At 40.1% G+C, this 24367-nt stretch carries 18 protein-coding genes; all 18 read left to right on the top strand.

Annotated elements, in window-relative coordinates; translation table 11 throughout:
* Window positions 1–954: DUF4301 family protein (locus QVP90_RS14275; RefSeq protein ID WP_288204611.1), on the top strand; the 954-nt coding region annotated here is incomplete at its 5' end.
* 164 nt (window positions 955–1118) lie between these two features.
* Window positions 1119–2285 carry a formate-dependent phosphoribosylglycinamide formyltransferase gene (purT, locus tag QVP90_RS14270; protein WP_021936816.1) on the top strand — a complete coding sequence of 389 codons (1167 nt, stop codon included), beginning with the start codon at window positions 1119–1121 and terminating at the stop codon, window positions 2283–2285.
* 900 nt (window positions 2286–3185) lie between these two features.
* On the top strand, window positions 3186–4706 hold the full coding sequence (gene atpD, locus QVP90_RS14265; protein ID WP_005932607.1) for a F0F1 ATP synthase subunit beta: 1521 nt from the start codon (window positions 3186–3188) through the stop codon (window positions 4704–4706).
* Window positions 4707–4829: 123 nt separating this feature from the next.
* A complete protein-coding gene (gene atpC / locus QVP90_RS14260; RefSeq protein WP_005932605.1) occupies window positions 4830–5075 on the top strand; it encodes an ATP synthase F1 subunit epsilon in 246 nt (81 codons plus the stop codon).
* A 43-nt stretch (window positions 5076–5118) separates the two neighbouring features.
* Window positions 5119–5550 carry a hypothetical protein gene (locus tag QVP90_RS14255; protein ID WP_007480673.1) on the top strand — a complete coding sequence of 144 codons (432 nt, stop codon included), beginning with the start codon at window positions 5119–5121 and terminating at the stop codon, window positions 5548–5550.
* Window positions 5534–6637 carry a F0F1 ATP synthase subunit A gene (atpB, locus tag QVP90_RS14250; protein ID WP_005932599.1) on the top strand — a complete coding sequence of 368 codons (1104 nt, stop codon included), beginning with the start codon at window positions 5534–5536 and terminating at the stop codon, window positions 6635–6637. Before QVP90_RS14255 ends, atpB begins: the two co-directional genes overlap by 17 nt.
* An 85-nt stretch (window positions 6638–6722) precedes the next feature.
* Window positions 6723–6977, top strand: a complete 255-nt coding sequence (gene atpE / locus QVP90_RS14245; protein ID WP_002560656.1) for an ATP synthase F0 subunit C — start codon at window positions 6723–6725, stop codon at window positions 6975–6977.
* A gap of 71 nt (window positions 6978–7048) precedes the next feature.
* A complete protein-coding gene (gene atpF / locus QVP90_RS14240) occupies window positions 7049–7546 on the top strand; it encodes a F0F1 ATP synthase subunit B (protein WP_005932595.1) in 498 nt (165 codons plus the stop codon).
* A gap of 12 nt (window positions 7547–7558) precedes the next feature.
* Window positions 7559–8119, top strand: a complete 561-nt coding sequence (locus QVP90_RS14235; protein WP_005932592.1) for a F0F1 ATP synthase subunit delta — start codon at window positions 7559–7561, stop codon at window positions 8117–8119.
* Window positions 8120–8303: 184 nt separating this feature from the next.
* The gene (atpA, locus tag QVP90_RS14230) at window positions 8304–9890 is read left to right on the top strand and encodes a F0F1 ATP synthase subunit alpha (protein ID WP_007480675.1); all 1587 of its coding nucleotides are present in this window, start codon (window positions 8304–8306) and stop codon (window positions 9888–9890) included.
* A 248-nt stretch (window positions 9891–10138) separates the two neighbouring features.
* Window positions 10139–11023 (top strand): F0F1 ATP synthase subunit gamma, encoded by an 885-nt coding sequence (locus tag QVP90_RS14225; RefSeq protein WP_021936815.1) that lies wholly within the window; start codon window positions 10139–10141, stop codon window positions 11021–11023.
* A gap of 333 nt (window positions 11024–11356) precedes the next feature.
* Complete coding sequence (locus QVP90_RS14220; RefSeq protein ID WP_021936814.1) at window positions 11357–13903, top strand: helix-turn-helix domain-containing protein; 2547 nt, start codon at window positions 11357–11359, stop codon at window positions 13901–13903.
* Between the two features lie 91 nt (window positions 13904–13994).
* Entirely contained in the window at window positions 13995–14591 is a 597-nt protein-coding gene (locus QVP90_RS14215) for an RNA polymerase sigma factor (protein WP_005932582.1), read from the top strand.
* A gap of 136 nt (window positions 14592–14727) precedes the next feature.
* Window positions 14728–15924: a FecR family protein gene (locus tag QVP90_RS14210; RefSeq protein ID WP_021936813.1), complete on the top strand. Its 1197-nt coding sequence runs from the start codon at window positions 14728–14730 to the stop codon at window positions 15922–15924.
* A gap of 122 nt (window positions 15925–16046) precedes the next feature.
* Window positions 16047–19514 carry a TonB-dependent receptor gene (locus tag QVP90_RS14205; protein WP_005932575.1) on the top strand — a complete coding sequence of 1156 codons (3468 nt, stop codon included), beginning with the start codon at window positions 16047–16049 and terminating at the stop codon, window positions 19512–19514.
* A gap of 12 nt (window positions 19515–19526) precedes the next feature.
* Complete coding sequence (locus QVP90_RS14200; protein ID WP_021936812.1) at window positions 19527–21512, top strand: RagB/SusD family nutrient uptake outer membrane protein; 1986 nt, start codon at window positions 19527–19529, stop codon at window positions 21510–21512.
* Between the two features lie 18 nt (window positions 21513–21530).
* Window positions 21531–22655 carry a glycoside hydrolase family 88/105 protein gene (locus QVP90_RS14195; RefSeq protein WP_005932572.1) on the top strand — a complete coding sequence of 375 codons (1125 nt, stop codon included), beginning with the start codon at window positions 21531–21533 and terminating at the stop codon, window positions 22653–22655.
* Between the two features lie 203 nt (window positions 22656–22858).
* Window positions 22859–24367, top strand: a 1509-nt coding sequence (locus QVP90_RS14190; RefSeq protein ID WP_288204602.1) for a glycoside hydrolase family 76 protein, incomplete at its 3' end; no start/stop codon positions are given.

Raw genomic sequence — 24367 nt, 5'->3', positions numbered from 1 at the left:
GCCGAGAAGAGCGGTAAGGTAAATGTACATTTCACAGTCTCTACAGAACACCGCGAACTTTTCAAAGTATTGGTGGCCGAGAAAGCCGGAGAGTTTGCAAAACGTTACGGTGTTGAGTATAACATTACTTTTTCAGAGCAGAAGCCCAGTACCGATACGATTGCTGCCGATATGGACAATCAGCCTTTCCGCGATAATGGTAAATTGCTTTTCCGTCCGGGTGGTCATGGAGCATTGATTGAGAATCTGAACGATTTGGATGCCGACATCATCTTTATAAAAAATATAGATAATGTGGTGCCGGACAGATTGAAGGCGGATACGGTATTGTATAAGAAGCTGATAGCCGGTGTGCTGGTTGCTTTGCAGAAACAGACTTTCGAATATTTGGAATTGCTCGATAGTGGTGATTACTCTCATGATCAGGTAATGGAAATCCTTCAGTTTGTACAAAAGAGCTTATTCTGTAAGAATCCGGAAACGAAGAATCTTGAAGATTCCGAGTTGGCAATGTACTTGAAGAAGAAACTGAATCGTCCGATGCGTGTATGCGGTATGGTGAAGAATGTGGGCGAACCCGGTGGCGGCCCGTTCCTTGCATACAATAGTGACGGTACTATTTCTCTCCAGATATTGGAAAGCTCGCAGATCGATATGAATAATGCTGCTGCAAAAGAGATGTTTGAAAAAGGAACACATTTTAATCCGGTAGATCTTGTATGTGCTGTGCGTGATTATAAAGGACATAAATTCGATTTGGTGAATTATGTAGACAAAGCCACCGGATTTATCTCTTATAAATCAAAGAACGGCAAAGACCTGAAAGCACTGGAGCTTCCCGGCTTGTGGAACGGTGCGATGAGTGATTGGAATACAGTATTCGTTGAAGTGCCGCTTTCTACTTTCAATCCGGTGAAGACCGTGAATGATTTGTTGCGTGAGCAGCATCAATAAATATTGTACTTTAATATTTTTTTTTACTTTATTTTTCATTATGTAGTCCCTGGTTGTCTGTTTGAAGATGGTCAGGGACATTTTTTATATCTTTACTCTTCGTCATTTGAATAAGTTTCATCGAAAAACATTACTTTTGCATATTATTAAAAAAATATTCAATCATGAAAAAAATACTTTTACTCGGTTCCGGTGAATTAGGAAAAGAGTTTGTTATTTCCGCTCAGCGTAAAGGACAGTATATCATTGCCTGCGATTCGTATGTCGGGGCTCCGGCTATGCAGGTGGCCGATGAATGTGAAGTATTTAATATGCTCGATGGTGAGGCATTGGAGCGTGCGGTCAGAAAACATCAGCCGGACATTATCGTGCCGGAGATCGAAGCTATCCGTACCGAACGTTTGTATGACTTCGAGAAAGAAGGCATTCAAGTAGTGCCCAGTGCCCGTGCAGTGAACTTTACAATGAACCGTAAAGCCATACGCGATCTTGCTGCTAAGGAATTGGGGCTGAAAACCGCCAAATATTTTTATGCCACTTCTTTGGACGAATTGAAAGAAGCTGCCGATAAGATCGGTTTCCCGTGCGTGGTTAAACCTTTGATGTCTTCTTCCGGCAAAGGCCAGTCGTTGGTGAAGAGTGCCGATGAATTGGAACATGCATGGGAGTATGGTTGCAGCGGCAGTCGTGGTGATATCCGTGAACTTATTATTGAAGAGTTCATCAAGTTCGATAGCGAAATAACCTTGCTTACTGTCACCCAGAAAAACGGTCCGACGTTGTTTTGCCCGCCTATCGGACATGTACAGAAGGGGGGAGATTATCGCGAAAGTTTTCAGCCGGCGCATATCGATCCTGCTCATCTGAAAGAAGCTGAGAAGATGGCAGAGAAGGTGACAAGAGCTTTGACCGGGGCTGGCTTGTGGGGAGTGGAATTCTTTTTGAGCCATGACAACGGGGTATATTTCTCCGAACTTTCTCCGCGTCCGCACGATACCGGTATGGTGACATTGGCCGGAACACAAAATCTGAATGAGTTCGAACTTCATCTGCGTGCCGTATTGGGCTTACCTATTCCGGGCATTAAGCAGGAGAGGATAGGAGCGAGCGCAGTGATTCTGTCTCCGATTGCCAGTCAGGAACGTCCGCAATATCGTGGTATGGAAGAGGTGACTAAAGAAGAAGATACTTACCTGCGTATTTTTGGTAAACCGTTTACCCGTGTGAATCGTCGTATGGGAGTTGTTCTTTGCTATGCTCCTCTGGGCTCCGATCTGGATACATTACGTGATAAGGCAAAACGTATAGCAGAAAAAGTGGAAGTATTCTGATAAAAATACTTTGTGAAAATAATATCCATAGATGAAGTGCCCCGTTATGATAGATGTGACGGGGCACTTTTCATTAACATTCTTAACAGTTCATTAGGGCTATTATATTCTTGCCGATAAAGAATGTATTTCTTTCCTTTATAAAATGAATCTTTTGCATCTAAGAATACGTTATTAACATACCCTTAAATACGTATTTCTATATCTTAAATATTAGATTTATATAATGCAGTATATCAGTATTTTATATGATGATATGCATGCTTCCCGGTGATCTTGTGTCCGGTTGTCTCATATGGGGTGATGGGAGATAGTTATGATTTTGATAACTTCACAAAAAGTATGTGAAGGCGTGCAGTCATACATCCGATAAAGAAAAACAGGGCCGTATGGTCATAATAATTACATTTTATCGTTTGCAAAAATTAATAATCATCTTTTCAGATCATCCGGAAGCTATGATTTCTTACATTTTCCGGATCATTATGGCGAATTTGTTGTGCTCGGACACGAAACTCGTTGTCCTCTTTACTATCTCTTTTGCAATCTAATGAGTTGACTCTTGCGATAAATGCAGAAAACTCGATTGGGTAAAAACGTTTTTCTGATAAAATGAATCTTAAGATAATATTTTGGTTAGAAATACTCTTTTTTTGTTGTGATTATCGGTCTGTTAGTAGTATTTTTAGGCCTAACGAATGTTATCTAAAACAAAAAAAAAGCAAATGAGAATAATGAATCACAATTGTTTCTACATTTGCACAGTTGTTTGTTTAACTACTTGTATTGACGGGTGTGTGAACAAAACAAAATCTCAGACGTTATTTTAATAGTAAAGTTGATAAAAACGCGACTTGCTATGCTATGAAGTTTAGAAAATAATATATAAAAAGATTGCTTATGTCACAGATTATCGGACATATCTCTCAGGTAATCGGGCCTGTGGTCGATGTGTACTTTGAAGGTACGGAGGCCGAACTGGTGTTGCCCAGCATACACGATGCGTTGGAGATAAGAAGGCCGAACGGCAAAATTCTGATTGTAGAAGTGCAACAACACATTGGTGAAAATACGGTAAGAACTGTTGCAATGGATAGTACCGACGGTTTGCAGCGTGGTATGAAAGTATATCCGACGGGCGGGCCGATCACCATGCCGGTAGGTGAACAGATTAAAGGACGACTTATGAATGTTGTCGGCGATTCTATTGACGGTATGAAAGAGCTTAGCCGTGAGGGGGCTTATTCCATTCACCGTGATCCCCCTAAATTTGAAGATTTGACCACTGTACAGGAAGTGCTGTATACAGGTATCAAAGTAATCGACCTTCTCGAGCCTTATTCAAAAGGTGGTAAAATCGGTTTATTCGGTGGCGCCGGTGTAGGCAAAACGGTGCTTATCCAAGAGCTGATTAACAATATAGCCAAGAAACATAATGGTTTTTCTGTATTTGCCGGAGTGGGAGAGCGTACCCGTGAGGGTAATGACTTGCTCCGTGAGATGATAGAATCCGGGGTTATCCGCTATGGAGAAGCTTTCAAAGAGAGCATGGAGAAAGGACATTGGGATTTGTCGAAAATTGACTACGAGGAAGTGAAGAAATCGCAGGTATCATTAGTGTTCGGTCAGATGAATGAACCGCCGGGAGCACGTGCTTCTGTGGCTTTGTCCGGATTGACGGTAGCGGAATCTTTCCGCGATATGCATTCGGAAGGTGACGGACCACGGGATATTCTGTTCTTTATCGACAATATTTTCCGTTTCACGCAGGCCGGTTCTGAAGTTTCGGCATTGTTGGGACGTATGCCTTCGGCAGTGGGTTATCAGCCTACGTTAGCAACAGAGATGGGAGCTATGCAGGAGCGGATCACTTCAACCCGATACGGTTCTATTACATCTGTACAGGCTGTATATGTGCCTGCCGATGACTTGACTGACCCGGCACCGGCAACTACTTTTACACACCTCGATGCCACCACGGTACTCGACCGTAAAATAACGGAGTTAGGCATCTATCCGGCGGTAGATCCGTTGTCTTCCACTTCACGTATTCTCGATCCGCATATCGTGGGGCAGGAGCATTATGAAGTGGCACAGCGGGTAAAACAGATTCTTCAGCGTAACAAAGAGTTGCAGGATATCATTTCGATTTTGGGTATGGAAGAACTTTCGGATGAAGACAGGACGCTTGTGAATCGTGCACGTCGTGTACAACGGTTCCTTTCGCAACCTTTCTCCGTAGCCGAACAGTTTACCGGCGTACCCGGTGTGATGGTCTCCATAGAAGATACGATCAAAGGTTTCCGTATGATTCTGGATGGCGAGGTGGATGATCTGCCCGAACAGGCTTTCCTGAATGTGGGTACGATTGAAGAAGCCATTGAGAAGGGGAAACAATTGCTCGAACAGGCGAAGAAATAATGCATGAATGTGCCGATATGCCAATGTGCCAATTGGCTGCGCACAATTAATTATTCAATTTTATGAATGGCCGTCTTACCAATTGGCACATTGGCATATCGGCACATTAGCACATTATTGAGAATGAAAGAATTGCATTTGAGTATTGTCTCTCCTGAAAAAGAGATATTCGATGGAGAAGTAAATAGTGTGACTCTGCCCGGAGCGATGGGATCGTTTACTATTTTGCCGCAACATGCTCCGATCGTCTCTTCTTTGAAAGAAGGGAAGTTGAGCTATGTGACCGATGATAATGAAGAATGTACGCTCGATATTCAGGGTGGTTTTGTGGAGATGAGTGACGGTAAGGTATCCGTTTGTGTCTCCTGACGATAATATTGAATTTAGAAACAGAAAAACACAGCAACATAAAATGAGCATAAATCTAACAAAGCGTAAGTATCTGCTCTATCTTACTCTTATCACTCTTTTGTTGAGTGGAGTGGGTGGAGTCACTTATTTCTCTTTGGTGCCCGAACATTATTTTGGAGGTTATCCGCTGATTCCGGTATTCTTCTATATTTTCGGAGTATTCAATATCTATATGTTCGATGCTTGCCGGCGGTTTGCTCCCGAAAAGATGTTGCTGCTTCATCTGGCCATGAAGGTGCTTAAGATGATTCTTTCTGTAATCGTTCTGGTGATATATTGTATGGTAGTCCGGGAAGAGGCGGTGGCATTTCTGCTTACCTTTATCGTGAACTATCTGATTTATCTGGTATTTGAGACAAGCTTCTTTGCAGGCTATGAGCTGAATAAGAAACGACAAAAGAAAAATAAAACAAAAAATGAAACAGTTGCGTAACATATTCACAGGATTGCTCTTCGCGTTGGGGCTGCTTGTTTCGCTTCCTGCACTGGCGCAGGAGGAGATCACGCCCGGCGAACAAAAAGAGAACACGGTTGATGTGAAAAGTATCGTTTTCGGGCATATCGGAGATTCATATGAATGGCATATCACTACCTGGGGCAACACACATATCACAATTCCGTTGCCGGTAATCGTGTACAGTTCGAATAGCGGCTGGCACACTTTTCTTTCCTCACGGCTTGAAGAGAACGGAGGAACGTATGAGGGCTTTTCCATTGCTCCTTCCGGAAGCAAGTATGAAGGGAAGATCGTGGAATACAATGAGGCCGGTGAACAGGTTCGTCCGTGGGACATTTCGATTACAAAGGTCACTTTGTCGTTGTTGATGAACAGTGTATTGTTGCTGGTCATTGTTTTGAGCGTGGCGCATTGGTATCGCAAGCGCGAACAGGGAGCATTGGCACCCGGTGGTTTTGTCGGTTTCATGGAAATGTTCATTATGATGATACACGACGATGTGATAAAGAGTTGCGTGGGACCTAATTATAAGAAGTTTGCTCCTTATCTGCTGACTGCCTTTTTCTTTATCTTCATCAATAACCTCATGGGACTGATACCTTTCTTTCCCGGTGGAGCGAATGTGACCGGAAACATTGCCATCACAATGGTATTGGCCATTTGTACATTTCTGGCTGTCAATATTTTCGGTACCAAGCATTATTGGAAAGATATATTCTGGCCCGATGTACCCTGGTGGCTTAAAGTGCCCATACCGATGATGCCGTTTATCGAATTTTTCGGAGTGTTTACCAAGCCTTTCGCGTTGATGATCCGTCTGTTTGCGAATATGCTTTCGGGGCATATGGCTATGTTGGTGCTCACTTGTCTGATCTTTATTTCGGCAAGTATGGGGCCCGCATTGAACGGGACACTGACCGTTGCTTCGGTTTTGTTTAATATCTTTATGAATGCACTTGAGCTGTTGGTGGCATTCATACAGGCTTATGTTTTCACCATGTTGTCTGCCGTATTTATCGGTTTGGCACAAGAGGGGAGCAAGGCCGAAGAAGTGGCTAAATAAATAGCTGAATAAATAACGGTCGGGTGAAGTCATGTTATTCTTGAATTTTAAATTAATAATATAAACCATTTTAAAACTGAAAATTATGTTACTATCAGTCTTATTACAAGCAGCCGCTGGTGCTGCTATCGGAAAGTTGGGAGCAGCTATTGGTGCCGGTCTTGCCGTAATCGGCGCAGGTTTGGGTATTGGTAAAATCGGTGGTTCGGCTATGGAAGCTATTGCACGCCAGCCGGAAGCTTCGGGCGATATCCGTATGAATATGATTATTGCTGCCGCTTTGATTGAAGGTGTGGCTCTGTTGGCAGTCGTTGTTTGTTTGTTGGTATTCTTCTTATAAGATGCCGGGACAAATGATGTGTATCGATTTCTCAATCGTAAATTGTAAATCATTTAATTGTAAATAGCCTTATGTCATTGTTATTACCCGATAGTGGCCTGTTATTCTGGATGTTCCTCTCGTTTGGGATTGTGTTCGTTGTATTGGCGAAATATGGTTTTCCCATCATCGTTAAGATGGTGGAAGGCCGTAAAACCTACATCGACCAGTCTCTGGAGGTGGCCAGGGAAGCCAATGCCCAGTTGTCTAAATTGAAGGAACAGGGCGAAGCGCTCGTGGTTGCCGCTAACAAGGAGCAGGGACGTATCTTGAAAGAGGCTATGCAGGAGCGTGATAAGATTATTCACGAAGCCCGTAAGCAGGCAGAAGCTGCCGCCCAGAAAGAACTGGACGAGGTGAAGAAGCAGATCCAGATAGAAAAGGACGAGGCAATCCGTGATATCCGCCGGCAAGTTGCCATACTTTCGGTGGATATTGCCGAGAAAGTGATCCGTAAGAATCTGGATGACAAACGTGAGCAGATGGAGATGATAGACCGGATGCTGGACGAAGTATTGAATAAGAATTAACTGGAATGAAGTATGGATATAGGAGTTGTTTCAATGCGCTATGCGAAAGCACTGATTGAATATGCAAAAGAAAATCGTGCAGAGGATACGCTTTACAAAGAGATGAAGATGCTGTCGAGAAATCTTTCTGCTTTTCCGAACTTGAAAGAAGCCCTGTCAAATCCTGTGCTGAATATCCGTGAGAAGTATTCGTTGATTTGTGCGGCTGCTACCGGTGATCAAGGAGTAAGCCGTACTTTTTCCCGCTTTATCACATTGGTGCTGAAGAACAATCGCGAACAGTTCCTGCAATTTATTTGCCTGTCTTTTCTGGATTTGTACAGGAAGCTGAAACACATCGGTGTAGGCAAACTTATCACGGCGGTACCTGTCGATAAGGAAACGGAAGAACGGATACGTAATTCTGCCGGTGCGATTCTTCATGCGCAAATGGAGTTGGAAACTGTGGTAGACCCGTCTATTGAAGGTGGTTTTGTTTTCGATATCAATGATTATCGCTTGGATGCCAGCATAGCTACCCAGTTGAAGCGTGTGAAACAACAGTTTATTGATAAGAACAGAAGAATAGTGTAGGGATTTGCGATTAGACGATTTACGATTTACGATTGGAGGTACTCGGCATTATCAAACCGAATCAAATCGCGAATCAGAGTAATTTCAATCGTAATCCGTCAATCGTCTAATCGTAAATATCAAGAGTTATCCAGTCACTAATTTTCTAATTTTAATCGTAAATAGTCAAATCGTAAATATAATTATGTCTGAAAATATAAAAGTAAGCGAAGTATCCGATATCCTGCGTCGTCAGCTTGAAGGCATCGATACGCGTGTGCAGCTCGATGAGATAGGTACGGTGTTGCAGGTCAGTGATGGCGTGGCACGTATTTATGGGTTGCGGAATGCCGAAGCAAACGAATTGCTGGAATTCGACAATGGCATTAAAGCTATTGTAATGAACCTCGAAGAAGATAATGTGGGAGCAGTGCTGCTGGGACCTACAGATAAGATCAAAGAGGGGTATACCGTAAAGCGTACCCGGCGTATTGCTTCTATCCGTGTGGGTGAAGGCATGTTAGGACGTGTGATCGATCCGTTGGGGGAACCTCTGGATGGAAAGGGCACGATTGGCGGGAAGTTATACGAAATGCCGTTGGAGCGTAAAGCACCGGGGGTAATTTTCCGCCAGCCGGTGAATCAGCCGTTGCAGACGGGATTGAAAGCGGTGGATGCCATGATTCCTATCGGCCGTGGACAGCGTGAGTTGATCATCGGTGACCGGCAGACCGGTAAGACGGCCATTGCCATCGATACCATTATCAATCAACGTGAAAATTATCTGGCAGGCAAGCCTGTGTATTGCATCTACGTTGCCATTGGTCAGAAGGGCTCTACGGTTGCTTCTATCGTGAATACTTTGCGCGAATATGGTGCGATGGAGTACACAATTGTGGTAGCTGCTACAGCCGGTGATCCTGCCGCCTTGCAATACTTCTCACCGTTCTCGGGTGCCGCTATCGGTGAATATTTCCGTGATACCGGCCGTGATGCATTGGTGGTTTATGACGACCTTTCCAAACAGGCCGTTGCCTACCGCGAAGTGTCCTTGATTCTGCGTCGTCCGTCCGGGCGCGAGGCTTATCCGGGTGATATATTCTATCTGCATTCCCGCTTGTTGGAACGTGCGGCAAAGATTATCAATCAGGAAGAAGTGGCGCGTGAGATGAATGACCTCCCCGACAGCCTTAAGGGAATGGTGAAGGGAGGTGGTTCTCTGACTGCATTACCTATCATCGAGACACAAGCCGGCGACGTATCCGCTTATATCCCTACGAATGTAATTTCGATTACCGACGGGCAGATATTCCTCGATACCGATCTCTTTAATCAGGGTAACCGTCCGGCTATTAATGTGGGTATTTCTGTATCCCGTGTAGGAGGTAATGCTCAGGTCAAAGCGATGAAAAAGGTAGCCGGTACATTGAAAATAGACCAGGCACAATACCGTGAATTGGAAGCGTTTACGAAATTTAGTGGCGATATGGATCCTGTGACTGCCCACATCATTGATAAGGGGCAGAAGAATACCCGTTTGCTTGTGCAGCCGCAGTACAGCCCGATGCCGGTAGAGAAACAGATTGCTATCCTTTATTGTGGTGTTCATGGTTTGCTGCGTAATGTACCTTTGGATAAGGTGGAAGATTTTGAACGCAGTTTCCAGGAGAGTCTTGCCATTAACCATCAGGCAGATGTTCTCGATGTACTGAAAACCGGTGTGATCAATGAAGAAGTTGAAAAGGGTATTCGTGAGACGGCGGAAATGGTGGCGAAACAATTTATGAATTAATAAGGTGGTAGAGTGGGTATGTGGTTAAGTAGGTAGTAGTTAAGTAGTTAAGTAGTCAAGTAGGAATGATTTAGAGTGTTGGATCCGGTTTTATTCCCGGTGTTTTCTATTCATTGTATCTGACTGTTAACTTTCAGCTACTAACTTCTAACTACCAGCTTTTAACTACCAGCTACTGACTTCTAACTACCAATTTTCACTATCTCCATGCTTACTACTAAATTCTAACTACTAACTACTAAAACAATATGGCTTCACTTAAAGAAGTAAAAACCAGAATAAATTCGGTACAGAGTACCCGAAAGATCACTTCAGCAATGAAGATGGTGGCTTCTGCCAAATTACATAAGGCGCAAGGAGCCATTGAACATATGTTGCCATATCAAAGGCAACTGAACAAGATTCTGCATAATTTTCTCAGTGGTGATCTTTCGATCGAATCTCCCTATGTGGAGGAGCGTGAGGTAAAGCGTGTGGCTATTGTCTTGTTCTCTTCCAACAGTTCTTTGTGTGGTGCTTTCAATGCCAATGTTATCAAAATGTTTCTGCATACCATCGGTGAATACCGCAAGTTGGGTCAGGATAATATCTTGATTTATCCTATCGGGCGTAAGGTGGAGGAGGCAGTGAAGAAGATGGGCTTTTTCCCGAAAGGCAGTTATCAGCAGTTAGCTGATAAGCCCACTTATCAGGAGGCATCTGCTCTTGCAGAACATTTAATGGAACTTTTCGTGTTCAAGGACATCGATCGTGTAGAACTGATTTATCACCATTTCAAATCGATGGGCGTACAGGAACTGGTTCGTGAAAAATATTTGCCGATCGATCTTACCCGGATAGAAGAGGAACAGGCTGAAGAAATGGAAGGAAATCAGGTAATGAACGATTATATTGTTGAACCGTCAGTCGAGCAGTTTATCGCCGATTTGATTCCGAAAGTATTGTGCCAGGAGGTTTTTACAGCCGCTATGGATTCTAATGCATCCGAGCATGCTGCCCGTACATTGGCTATGCAAGTGGCAACGGATAATGCGAATGAACTGATTCAGGATTTGACCAAGCAGTATAATAAGGGACGCCAGCAGGCGATAACGAATGAGTTGCTGGATATTATCGGGGGATCGATGAAATAATCTTGCCTTAAGTAAATATTTGAAAAGGAGTTGTCCGCTATAAAAAGCAGATGACTCTTTTTTTATTTTATCGACTTTTATCAGATATTCTTCTAAAACTGATGTGGAGATTTCTTCTGTATGTGATGTTTTATAATGATGTGTCCACTCCGTTTTAATCTCTTTTTTTATTCTCTCGATATAAATTCTTTCAGAATATTGCTTTATGCCTAAGTGGTTATTAAATGATCCGTTGTGAAACTGATAAAAAGATACAAAGTTAAAACCACCTTTTGGCGAAATAATCATCGTTTTCCGTATCTTTGGCAGAAAAACAAAGCAATTATAGATCGTATGGAAAACAATCCGGATTTACAGCTCGCCTGGCAATTTATCGAAAATACGGGTACGCATCTGTTTCTGACAGGAAAAGCCGGCACAGGTAAAACTACTTTTCTCAGAGAACTGAAAGCCAAATCACCGAAACGTATGGTAGTGGTGGCACCTACGGGGATTGCCGCTATCAATGCAGGCGGAGTAACGATGCATTCTTTTTTTCAACTGCCTTTTGCACCTTATGTGCCTGATACTAAATTTATGTCTGCCCAGACTTTCCATAAATTCGGGAAAGAGAAGATCAATATCATCCGTAGTTTGGACCTTTTGGTGATTGATGAAATAAGTATGGTACGTGCTGATTTGCTGGATGCCATCGATGCCGTGTTACGTCAGTATCGCGACCGGTATAAACCGTTTGGTGGTGTACAACTTTTGATGATCGGCGATCTTCAGCAGTTGGCTCCTGTTGTGAAAGAGGATGACTGGCAGTTGTTGAAACCGTATTATGACACGGCTTTCTTCTTCGGTAGCCGGGCTTTGCGTGAAACGGAATATGTGACCATCGAATTAAAGCATATCTATCGCCAGAGTGATACTGCCTTTGTGAATTTATTGAACAGGATACGTGAAAATACCGCTGACGATTCGGTGCTTACGGAACTGAACAAGCGTTATCTTCCCGGTTTTCGTCCGAAGGAAGAAGAGGGATACATCCGTCTGACCACCCATAATTATCAAGCCCAGCAATATAACGACCGCCAACTGGTGGCTTTACCGGGACAGGCTTATAGCTTTCGGGCAAAAACCGAAGGTACGTTTCCCGAATCCGCTTATCCAGCCGATGAGGTATTGACTGTGAAGAAGGGAGCACAGATTATGTTTATCAAAAATGATTCTTCCGGCGAACATCGGTTTTATAATGGAAAGATCGGTCTGGTAACAAGTGTGTCCAAAGACGGTATCATGGTGCGTGGAAACGGAGATGATGAATCTTTTCTCTTGGAAACGGAAGAATGGACCAATAGTAAATATACGTTGAATCCTGAAACGAAGGAGATTACGGAAGAAGTGGAAGGGCGTTTCCGGCAGTATCCCATCCGTTTGGCATGGGCTATTACGATTCATAAAAGCCAGGGACTTACTTTTGAACGGGCTATTATCGATGCCAATGCTTCATTTGCGCACGGGCAGGTGTATGTTGCGTTAAGCCGTTGCAAAAGCCTTGAAGGGCTTGTCTTAGGTTCTCCGCTTCGGAAAGAGGCGATTATCAGTGATGATACGATTGATGAATTTACCCGTGAGGTGGAAGCGCTGTCACCCGATAAGGAAAAACTGAATAAGTTGCAGCACCGTTATTTCTATGAATTACTTTGCGAACAATTTGATTTTCACTCTCTGGAGCGTCATTTTGCACTTGTACTCCGTCTCTTGGATGAGCATTTGTACCGGCTTTATCCCAAATTGCTGGAGCGATATAAGGAAGCGGATGAATTATATAAAACGAAAATTGTGAAAGTGGGAGATACTTTTCAATTGCAATATACGGAGTTGGTAAATGCTTCCGGTGATTATATGCACGATGATCGCTTGCAACAGCGTCTGATATCCGGTGCGCATTATTTTGCCGGGCAGTTGGAGGAAATACTTTCTCCGTTGGTGGCTGGCACTAAAATCCAAACGGATAATAAAGAATTGAAGAAAAAATTCAGTGAAGCTTTGGCAGCGCTTCAATCGGCATTATATATAAAGAAAGGGACTCTTCTGCTTACAGAAAAAGAGGGCTTTACCGTGCCTTCCTATTTGAAGCGGAAAGCGGTACTTACAATCGAGGGAAGCGAAAAGGGAGATACCGGCGCTTCCAAATCACGTACATCCTCGTCTGCCACGAAAGCAGATCGGGGAGAAAAGATAGAAGTACCTACGGATATTCTTCATCCGGATCTCTATAAACAGCTAATAGCATGGCGAAATACAGAAGCAGCTAAGGCCGGGCTTCCTGTGTATACGGTTATTCAACAGAAAGCGATATTGGGTATCGTCAATCTTTTACCTCGGGATATAGCTTCTTTGGTACGTATTCCTTATTTTGGAAAAAAAGGAGCGGAGAAGTATGGTGATATTCTGTTGGACATGGTAAATCGGTATGTGACCGAAAATAAAATACATCAGCCGGAAATGCCGGAAGTACCTGTCAAAAGAGCCAAAAAGACCAAAAGCTCGGGTACAGATGTGGTTGCAGAATTGGCGGCTAAAACTCCTCGGATAGATACAAAAGAGATAAGTTATTCCATGTTTCGCCAAGGGATGGATATCGAAGAGATTGCCAGGAAGCGCGAGTTGGTAACCGGAACTATTGCGGGACATCTGGAGCATTATGTACGTTCGGGAGCCGTTAAAGTCGATCAATTGGTATCCCGGGAGAAAGTGGATAAAATAACCCGCTATTTGCAGGAGAATGCCGATGCCCGTGGCATTACGTTTATAAAAGCAGCTTTGGGAGACGAGGTTTCCTATGCGGATATTCGATTGGTGATGGCTGCTTTGCAGTCGGCCAAGATATGATTTGTCGTATAACTACAAAAAAATAAAAAATTATTTTCTTAATTTTTTATTTTTTTGTAGTTTCGCGTGTTTGAATTATATAATATACAACATGCAGATAAGTAATAAAAGTAGTGAAGTAAAGTGGAGAGAATTTTTGCAAGGGGATGAGCAAGCTTACTCATGGCTTTATAGAACGTATGTACAATTGTTATATAATTATGGCTCTCATTTTACAATGGATCATGAATTGATAAAAGATTGTATTCAGGAAGTTTTTACGAGGATATATAAGAATCGAAAAACACTCTCATTACCCGATAATGTTAGAGTTTATTTGTTGATTTCATTGAAAAATTGTATTTTGAATGCATTGGATAAGCAGTGTAGGTATACTGATTTAGAGTCTATTCCTTTTATCTTAAGTGAAACTGTTGAAGACAGATTTTTATCTGATGAAGCAGCAAAATTACAGAAAGAAGAAGTGGAGAATATACTTTCTATTCTAACTCCCAGACAAAGGGAAATTATGTATTATCGTTTTGTAGAAGAACTCGATTTTGATCAAATATGCGAAATTATGAATTTGAATTATCAATCTGCGCACAATTTGATTCAACGGGCATTAAGAAAGATAAGGGATAATTATGACTCTGTGTCATTCTATTTATTCATTTTAAGTTACTTTGCCAAGCACCCATCTTTATAAGAGAAATAGTTATATTTGTGTATTTTTTTACTGCGAGTAGTACTATTTAGATAAACAAATTATTTTTTTTATTTTTTCTCAAAATAGTGAGTATTTTATTTATTTTTACTTGTCCCTATTATAGAAATAAGTGAAAATGGATAAAGACTATAGTACATATAAAATTAATCAATTGTTGGATGATGATTATTTTGTGATGTCGGAACGGTATCCGACACCAGAAAACATCAAATTTTGGAATAACCAAATAAAGCGTTTCCCACAGTTAAGTCGTGAGATAGAATTAGCTCGAAAAACGATAGCCGCTTTTAGAGAAGAATCGGTCAAAAAGCTTTCAGAAGAAGAGATAGATACACTTTGGGATCGAATAAAACAGGAAAATCAACATTACAATAAAAAAAAGATTTTTTCTATCATTCAAAGATGGTCGATTGCAGCTTGCTTTGCTGTTATAATTGTTGGAGGGTGGATGGCAATCAAGTATGAATTAAATGCAGATAAAATGATGTCTGCAATTATATCTTTACCCGAACCAGATAAAACTGTTACTGACGTACAATTAATATTATCTAACGAAAAAGAGCTCGTTATCGGAACAAAGAAATCGCACATCCTTTATGATAAAGATGGGCAGATACGTGTTAAGACAGAAAAGTCGACAGAGGTAATGGCAAAAAACGTTGAGATCAGCTATAATCAATTGTTTGTGCCTCTTGGAAAAAATTCGTCGATTACTTTTGCAGATGGAACTAAGGTTTGGGTGAATGCTGGTACAAGATTAGTGTATCCTACTACTTTTGTAAAAAATCAACGAGAGATTTATGTAGAAGGAGAGGTTTATCTGGAAGTTGCTCCTGATAAGAATAGACCTTTCATTGTAAGGACGGACAATATGCAAGTTAGGGTATTGGGAACAAAATTTAATGTTACTGCCTATAACGATGATGCATTGAAGCGTGTAGTACTTGTCAGTGGCAAAGTGGAGGTTAGGACAAACGAGAAAGAAAGGGTATTACTTAAGCCTAATCAGTTGTTTGCATATGAGAATAATCGGATACAAGTGAAAAGTGTGGATGCAAGCAGATATATATTGTGGAAAGATGGTTTTTATCAATATTATCATGAACGCCTCGATAATATTTTCAAAAATTTATCCAGATATTATGGTAAAGAAATTGTATGTGGAGAAGGGGTATCCACTCTTACCTGCACAGGCAAGTTAGACTTGAAGAATGAACTTTCGGAAGTATTGGAAATTTTAAAAAATGCAGCAAATATTGAGATATATGAAACAAATGAGAAAGTATACATAAGTGTTAAACCCTTAGAATGAATAAATACAATGAAAGACGATTCGTGACATAAAAGAAAAAAGCCAGATAATATAGTGAATTATCCGGCTTCATTTTAAATTAATTTATACTCCGAGATATTAACTTAAAATCATTCAAATGTATGAAAAATATAGAATCGTTTGACCTTTTCAAGGTCGAACAGGGGCGTTTTTTACGAATATTGAAGATTTCAATACTCTTTTTGACAGTTATTTGGAGCACAGCCTCCGCTTATGCTTTTCCCGATCAGACACTTATTACGATTGAGGCCAAAGGTAAAACTTTGAAAGATGTATTTGCTGACATTGAGAAACAGAGTGAATTTATTATTTTCTTTTTGGATCAAAATATTGATGTTGATAGAAAAATAAACGTTTTTTTAAAAAATCAGACAATAGATAAAGTCTTAAGCCAAGTTTTTAAAGATACGGATATTACTTATTCTATTACAGGAAGGCAAATTGTAATTTCAAGAACAGATGATAAACCGGCGTCCGCCCAACAAAAAAGTAAAAAATGGACGTTAAAAGGGTTGTTGACAGATGTAGATGGAAATCCGATAGTAGGTGTTTCTGTCGTTTTAAAAGGTACATCTACAGGTGTTTTGTCTGATATAAACGGTTATTATTCAATAGAAGTAGAAAATGGTCAGATACTGGAGTATCGTTTTGTTGGGTTCGAAACAGAGGAAAAACTTGTAAAAACTGGAGTAAATGGTAATCTGCGTATGAGAGAGTCTAGTGTAAATCTGGATGACGTAGTTGTTATCGGATATGGGCAACAGAAAAAGGAGAGTGTAGTTGCTTCGATTAACTCTATTGGGCCAGCTGAACTCTCGATGCCACAACGTAACCTTACAAATAACATTGCCGGACAAATAGCTGGTATTATTGCTATTCAACGAAGCGGAGAACCGGGTAATGACAGTGCAGAATTCTGGATTCGAGGACAGAGTTCATATGCCGGAGGTACTTCTCCTTTGGTATTGGTAGATGGAGTTCCACGTTCGATGGATGATATTGATGTGGATGAAATAGAAACTTTTTCTGTATTGAAAGACGCTGCTGCTACAGCAGTGTATGGTTCAGAAGGTGCTAATGGCGTAGTATTGATAACTTCTAAACGGGGAAAAGCACAAAAAACAAATATTAGTTTTAGAGCACAATATAGTATTGTAACTCCTACAAGAATGCCGGAATTATTGCCAGCTTATGATTATTTGTCTTTGTATAACGAAGGGCAGTGGAATGAAGCTGGTAATCCTGATTGGAATACATTTAACAGAACTTATTCGGATGAAATATTGGAGAAATATCGTACGGGAGTAGATCCGGATTTATACCCTAACGTAAATTGGATGGACTTATTATCAGACCAGACGCATAATATGCGCTATACATTGAATTTTAGAGGTGGAACAGAAAAAACAAAGTTTTTTGTATCAGGAGCTTATTATAAGGAAAATGGTATATTTCAATCCAATCCAATAGAAAAGTATGATGCTAATATTGGTCTTGATCGGTATAATCTACGTACGAATGTAGATATGGATATCACATCGACAACTAAAATATCAGTAGACCTTAGCGGACAATATAAAACTAAGAATAATCCAGGAAATAGTTCAGATGCTATCTTTGATATGATTACTCAATTTCCCACTCATTATATTCCTATGTATTATTCTGATGGAAGTATTTCGGAACATTATACATATGATCCAACTACCCGTTCCAATCCATATAATATGTTGAATCATTATGGATATACCAAGAGTTGGAGCATGAATGCCCAGTCTAAAGTTTCTTTAGAGCAGAAATTAGATGTAATAACAAAAGGGCTCTCATGGAAAGGAAGTGTCAGTTTTGATGCATCGGCCTATTCTGTGATAAAACGCGAGAAATCTCCTAACTCTTTTTATGCTACAGGGCGAGATGAAACTGGTAATCTAATAAAAACAGAAGTAAAGCAAGGTACTGCATTAGGTAATCCAACGTATTCAAGTTCTGGTGGTGAAAAGAAAATTTATATTGAAACATCTTTGAACTATAAAAGATTATTTCAGGAAAAACACGATGTGTCTGGTATTTTATTATATATGCAGAAAGAAAGTCAGAACCAGAATGTAACGGGTATACAACTATTACCTTATAGAAAACAAAGTGTAGTAGCCAGAGCTGCTTATGGCTATGATAATCGTTATATGTTGGAAGGTAGTTTTGGTGCAACGGGTAGTGAAAATTTTGCATCCGGACATCGATGGGGAATTTTCCCAGCTGTCGGTGCTGCCTGGTATATCAGCCATGAAAAATTTATGGAACCTTTAGAAAACATTTTAAGTAAATTGAAACTGAGAGCTTCATTCGGTATTACCGGTAACGATGAAATTGGTTCAAGTTCTCGTTTTCCTTATAGAGAAGCACTTTCTACGGGAGGTCCCGGATATAATATGGGATTGACACCGGGCGTAAATGGAGATGTAACTGGAGCTGTAGGTGCCGGAATTATCGAACAAGATTTTGCAACGCCGAATTTGACATGGGAACGTGAGCGTAAAGTGAATGTTGGAGTTGATTTAGGCCTTTTCAGAGGGAGTATAGATTTGATTGTAGATTGGTTTCACAATCGCCGTAATAATATTTTATTGCGCAGAAAAACAATACCTTCGGCTGCTGGATTCCGAAATAGTCCTTGGCAGAATTTCGGAGTAACCACTAATACAGGTTTTGATGCTAGTTTGATATTAAAGAAACAGATTGGACAGGTATTTGCATCAGTGAGAGGTAATCTTACTTATGCAAAGAATAGGGTAGAGGAATATGATGAAGTACCACAAGTTTATCAGTACCAGGCTTATACAGGTCAGTCTATCGGCCAACCGTTTGTATATGTAGCCGAAGGTTTGTATACTCCCGATGATTTCGATATTGTAGAAAATGCTGATGGAAGTAAGACTTATACTTTAAAGGAGGGAATGCCTAATCCGGGTACCCAAGTTGCTCCGGGTGATATCAAATATAAAGATTTAAATGGAGACAAGAAGATTGATTCATTGGATAAAACCTATGAAAACGGTCTATATCCGGAAGACCCTAGGTTGGTATATGGCTTTGGATTAAATTTAGAATGGAAGGGCTTTTTTGCTGGAGTATTTTTTCAGGGAGTAGGACAAACTTCTGTCAATCTTTTAAGTTCGGCTGGTAATTTTATGCCATTTCACAATGGTGTAGATGCTTCTTCGGCTCGTATGGAGGCCTTAGACCGTTGGCAAAATAACGATCCTTATAATCAAAATGTTTTATTCCCGCGTGTTCATGCTACTAAGTTCGATCATAATGCATATGGAAGCACATGGTGGTATCGTAATGGTAGTTTCTTACGTTTGAAAAATGTAGAGTTCGGTTATCAGTTCAATAAACAGATGTTACGTAAAATCAGTATGCAGAATTTAAGAATTTATGTTCAAGGTACTAATTTGGCTGTTTGGGATAATATAGAATACTGGGATCCCGAGTTGGGTGGATCTAATTCCGGATCAAAATACCCGATATGCGGGACATGGACAATAGGACTTGAAGTTACATTTTAAAAATAGAATATTATGAAAGAGGTTAAGAAGTTCGTATATATTGCACTTGTTGCGGGTGGAATGCTTGGAAGTTTTATCTCATGTGATTATTTAGATGTATCTAAGGAATTATCGGAGAATCTTACATTGGAACAAGTTTTCAATAACCCGGGATATACAAAGCGTTGGCAAGCTAATATTTATAATTGTATTCCTAATTATTCGGAAATGGGAAAAGAGGCTACTACCGGATTCACCGGTATATGGAATTTAATGTCTGGGCAAGTAGTAGCTAATACAACAGCTGTCGGTACTCAGATGTTGACAGGGTTCAATTCGTCGAACGCTTCGTTTCATCGTTGGGCTACCTTATATAAATATATAAGACAGGGATTTATTTTCTTAGATAATGCCAAAGACTATATGGGTTCGGAACAAGATGTATCATATATCAGTAAAAAAGATATGGATCGTTTGAAAGCGGAAACTAAATTTTTGATTGCATATAGTTATTTTTCTCTTTTTGAATTATATGGTCCAGTTCCTTTAATAACGGAAATAGAAGACCCGGAGAATAAGACGATTGATTATCCGAGAGCCTCTGTCGATGAGATTGTAAACTATATTGATAGATTATTGCAGGAAGTTCTTGATTCGAATGCATTACCAGAAACATTGTTCACAGAGAGTGCATCCGGTAGTCTGGATTACGAACATAACAATGATAGATATAATTTGAAAGAAATTGTACGCCCGACCAAAGTAACAGTGTTGGCATTGCGTGCTAAATTGTGGGTTTATGCAGCTTCTCCTCTTTTTAATGGAGGGTATGGAGAAGCGTTACAATTAACAAATAAAGATGGTAAGCATTTATTTCCAGATGAAGATAAGACGAAATGGAATACAGCCAAGACACATTTAGAGACTTTATTTACTTTTGCTGAAGCTAAAGGGCATAAGTTATATTATTCCAAACCTGGTAGTAATGGCTTGCCTGATCCTAATTTGTCTGTATATGAGTTGTTTCAATATTATAATGATGAGATTCTTTGGGCCAACGGTAATAATAGTTACCGGATTGTAGGTAACGATATGGAACGTCGTACTTGTCCACGTGGGGCCAATGGTTTTTGTAATATAGGCTTGTATCAGGAAGGAGTCGACGCATTTTTTACTAAAAATGGTCTGACAATTGAAGAGGATCCTGAATATAATGAGGATGGTTTTGGAAATTTGACGAATGTTTGTAGTTCAACTTTACATAATGATAAACATATTTTTAATATGTATCACAATCGGGAACCCCGCTTTTATAATACGGTCACTTATGAGGGTAGGAGTTGGCATCTTCCTATCTCTGGAAAGGCGGAGTACGGTTCATATTTCAGTAAGGGGGGAGATTCCGACAACAGTTCACAAGATCATCCGAAAGCTGGATATTTATTGTACAAGTTTAAGAACCGTACTTTATTGGATAGCGGAAATAATGTGAAAACTTGGGCTCGTCCTTGGATATTGTTCCGTTTGGCTGATTTTTATCTTTATTATGCCGAAGTGTGTAATGAAATAAATCCTTCTGATCCTAAAATTATAGAATACATAGATAAAATCAGAGACAGGGCTGGTATACCAGGATATAAAGAATTGAAAGACAATGGAATAAAAAATATAGTCGGGGACTATGAAGCACAGAAAATAGCTATTCGTCGTGAACGCATGGTAGAATTATTTGCTGAAGGAAATTATTATTTTGACATTCATCGTTGGATGAGTTGTCTGGATGAGAATGGAGAAGATCAGCCATATGTTCGTACTGGAATGGACCTTAACTCACGTGCGGCTAAATTTAATTCTAGTAAGATTCCAACTGAGTTTTATGATGAAGTAGGTGAAGGCTCTTATTATAATAGAGTTGTTGTAGAGAAACGCGTTTGGAATAAGGAGATGCTATTGTATCCTGTACCTTATGATGAAATACAAAAAAGTAATTTGCTTGTACAAAATCCATTGTGGAACTAATAAAATTGATATTATAAAATGAAGAAGTATATAATTATTATCATATCGTTGTTTCTTGGCTTTTTAAATGTTTCGGTTTTTGCCACTAATGAGAAGATACCTTATACTAAAGTAGAGATTAAATTATTGATGAAAAAGGTTGCCGATTGGCAGATTAAACACCAAAGAGAGGTAAGGCATCATCCATTAGACTGGACAAATGCTACTTTGTATATTGGTATGGCCAAATGGGCGGAATTGGCTGATAAAGTTGATAAGGACGAGAAGTATTATAAATGGTTAGTAAATGTAGGAAATCGTTATTTGTGGAAAGCCAACAAACGGATGTATCATGCAGATGATTTAGCCGTTTGTCAGATGTTCATAGATGTCTATAATCGATATAAGGATAAATCCATGTTAAAACCGACTATCGAACGTATTGATTGGATTATCGATCATCCTTCTAAAGGTTCTTTGATAATTGATTATGCCAATCAGACTACACTGGAACGTTGGAGTTGGTGTGATGCTCTGTTTATGGCTCCTCCTATTTTCACCAGATTATACAAGGAAACGGGTAATGAAAAATATCTACAATTTATGGATAAAGAATATAAAGCTTCTACTATTTTCTTGTATGATTTGGAAGAAAAAATGTTTTTCCGTGATAGCCGTTATTTTTATCAACGTGAAGCCAATGGTAAAAAGGTATTTTGGGGAAGAGGCAATGGATGGGTACTTGGCGGACTAACTGAGATGTTGAAAGACTTGCCTAAAAAAAACAGTTACCGTAATTTTTATGAGGAACTGTTCGTAGAGATGTGTGGACGCATGGTGGAGATTCAGCAACCGGATGGATTCTGGCATGCCAGTTTATTGGATCCGGAAACTTATGCCGCTCCAGAAACCAGCTGTACAAACTTTATTATATATGCATTAGCATACGGCATTAATGAGGGATTACTGGACAAAGCTACTTATCTGCCTACTTTATTAAAATCTTGGAAAGCAGTGCTGGGGACGATCGATAGTGAAGGGAAATTGGGTTATGTACAACCTATTGGTGCTGATCCGAAAAAAGTAACTAAAGATATGACAGAAGTATACGGTGTTGGTGCTTTTCTGATGGCTGGAACAGAATTATATAAGATGGCCGAATAAGTATTAATAATTAAAGGTTACCTCTTGAATGTAGGTACAAATTTATCAGGTAGCCTTTAAAAAAACTTTTTCAGTAGATATTATAAAAAATACGGAACATAAAATGTTTTGATACTCATCTGAATTCATAATTGATAATCCCGAGAAATGGCGTTTTATTTCAGGATTATTTGGGAATAGCTGAATCTTAAACAAATGGAAATATGAGAAAAATTTTAATTATAGTTCTACTTTTTGTAGTAGGACTTCCTTCTTACACTCGAAATACAAAAACATTCCGCCAATGGGGAGAGGAATCCTTGAAAGTGATTGATACCTATTTGAAATCGGATAAAGGTACACTTCTATATTGTGAAAAAGCTTCAAGTTCAACGCCGGCCTTCGTATGGCCAACAAGTATCCAGATTAAAGCTTTGATTTATGCCGGGCGTATAGAAGATGCCAAGAAACTGGTGGATAATGTCAATCAGTATTATTATGTTTCTTATAATGGTTATTACGCTTATGACGCCAGTTATCGTGGAAAGGGTGGGAGCCGTTATTATGACGATAATGCTTGGATGGTTAAGGACTTGCTGGACTTGTATGCTGTTACACAGAACAGTGACTATTTAACGAGAGCTACAGTGGTCATGAAATTTTGTCTGAGTGGTGAACTGCCGACAGGAGGCATTCAGTTTAATGAGAATCCTAACCATGAGAAACATGGAAAGTGGGTTACTTGTGCTACTGCTCCAACTGCTGTCTGTTGCTTGCGCCTATATCAGATTACTAATCAGCAGAAGTATTTGAATGACGGCATCCGTCTATACAAATTTATGAAGAATGATGCCGGTTGGGGTATTGGAGCTGGTTATCGTGGATATGAAAATGCGGTTGTGATGCAGGCTTCTATGCTTTTATACACCATAACAGGCGAACAGGAATATTTAGATGATGCTTACCGGCTGGCTTATGGCATGGAGTCTCATTACATCGATTGGAAAACTCACCGATTGAATGAAACCGGTCAATGGGGTGGTCATGACATGACAGACGCCTATGTTGAACTCTACAAGATAGATCAAAATCCGAAATGGCTCAATCTTGCAGCGGGTTATGCGGTTTATTTGCATGACAATTGTAAAGACGAACTTGGCTTTTATCCCGAATACTGGAACGATCTGACTACTTCACAAGATAGTAGAAGACAATTGTTATATCAGGCTTCGGCAGCATCTACTTTTCTGAAACTGGCTACGGTTTCTTTTGAAACAGCCCTAACTACTACTCCTGTTGGTCTTTTTCAGAACGTGGATTATAACCAAGGAAAACTCAATAATCAATGGAGTATAGGACTGGAGGTAGGAAACTACACACAAGAGGATCTATGGCGCTTGGGAATGACCGATAACAAAATGAATTTTAAAGCAGCGCTGTCGTCCATTGAGATTGCAGACGGTTATAAAGTAACCATATATAAAGAGGGTGATTTTACTGGTGATTCTCGGGTTATGTATAAATCGTCATCCGATTTACAAAGTTGGCGTAATGTGGTAAAGTCCATTGTTGTTTCCCGTATTGATGATACCGGCATGCAATCAGAAAATCTAAAGGCATCATTGAAAATATATCCATTGCAAACTTCCGATTTTATTTATTTGGAAAATCTTAGGAAAGAGACATCTGTTAAAGTTCTGAACCTGAGTGGCGTTTCTGTTTTTTGTGAAAAT

This window comes from Bacteroides sp. CAG:189 (assembly GCF_000432295.1).
Taxonomy (GTDB): Bacteria; Bacteroidota; Bacteroidia; order Bacteroidales; family Bacteroidaceae; genus Bacteroides; species Bacteroides salyersiae.
The sequence above is the reverse complement of the archived record's forward strand: the minus strand, read 5'-3'. Positions and strand labels throughout refer to the sequence as shown.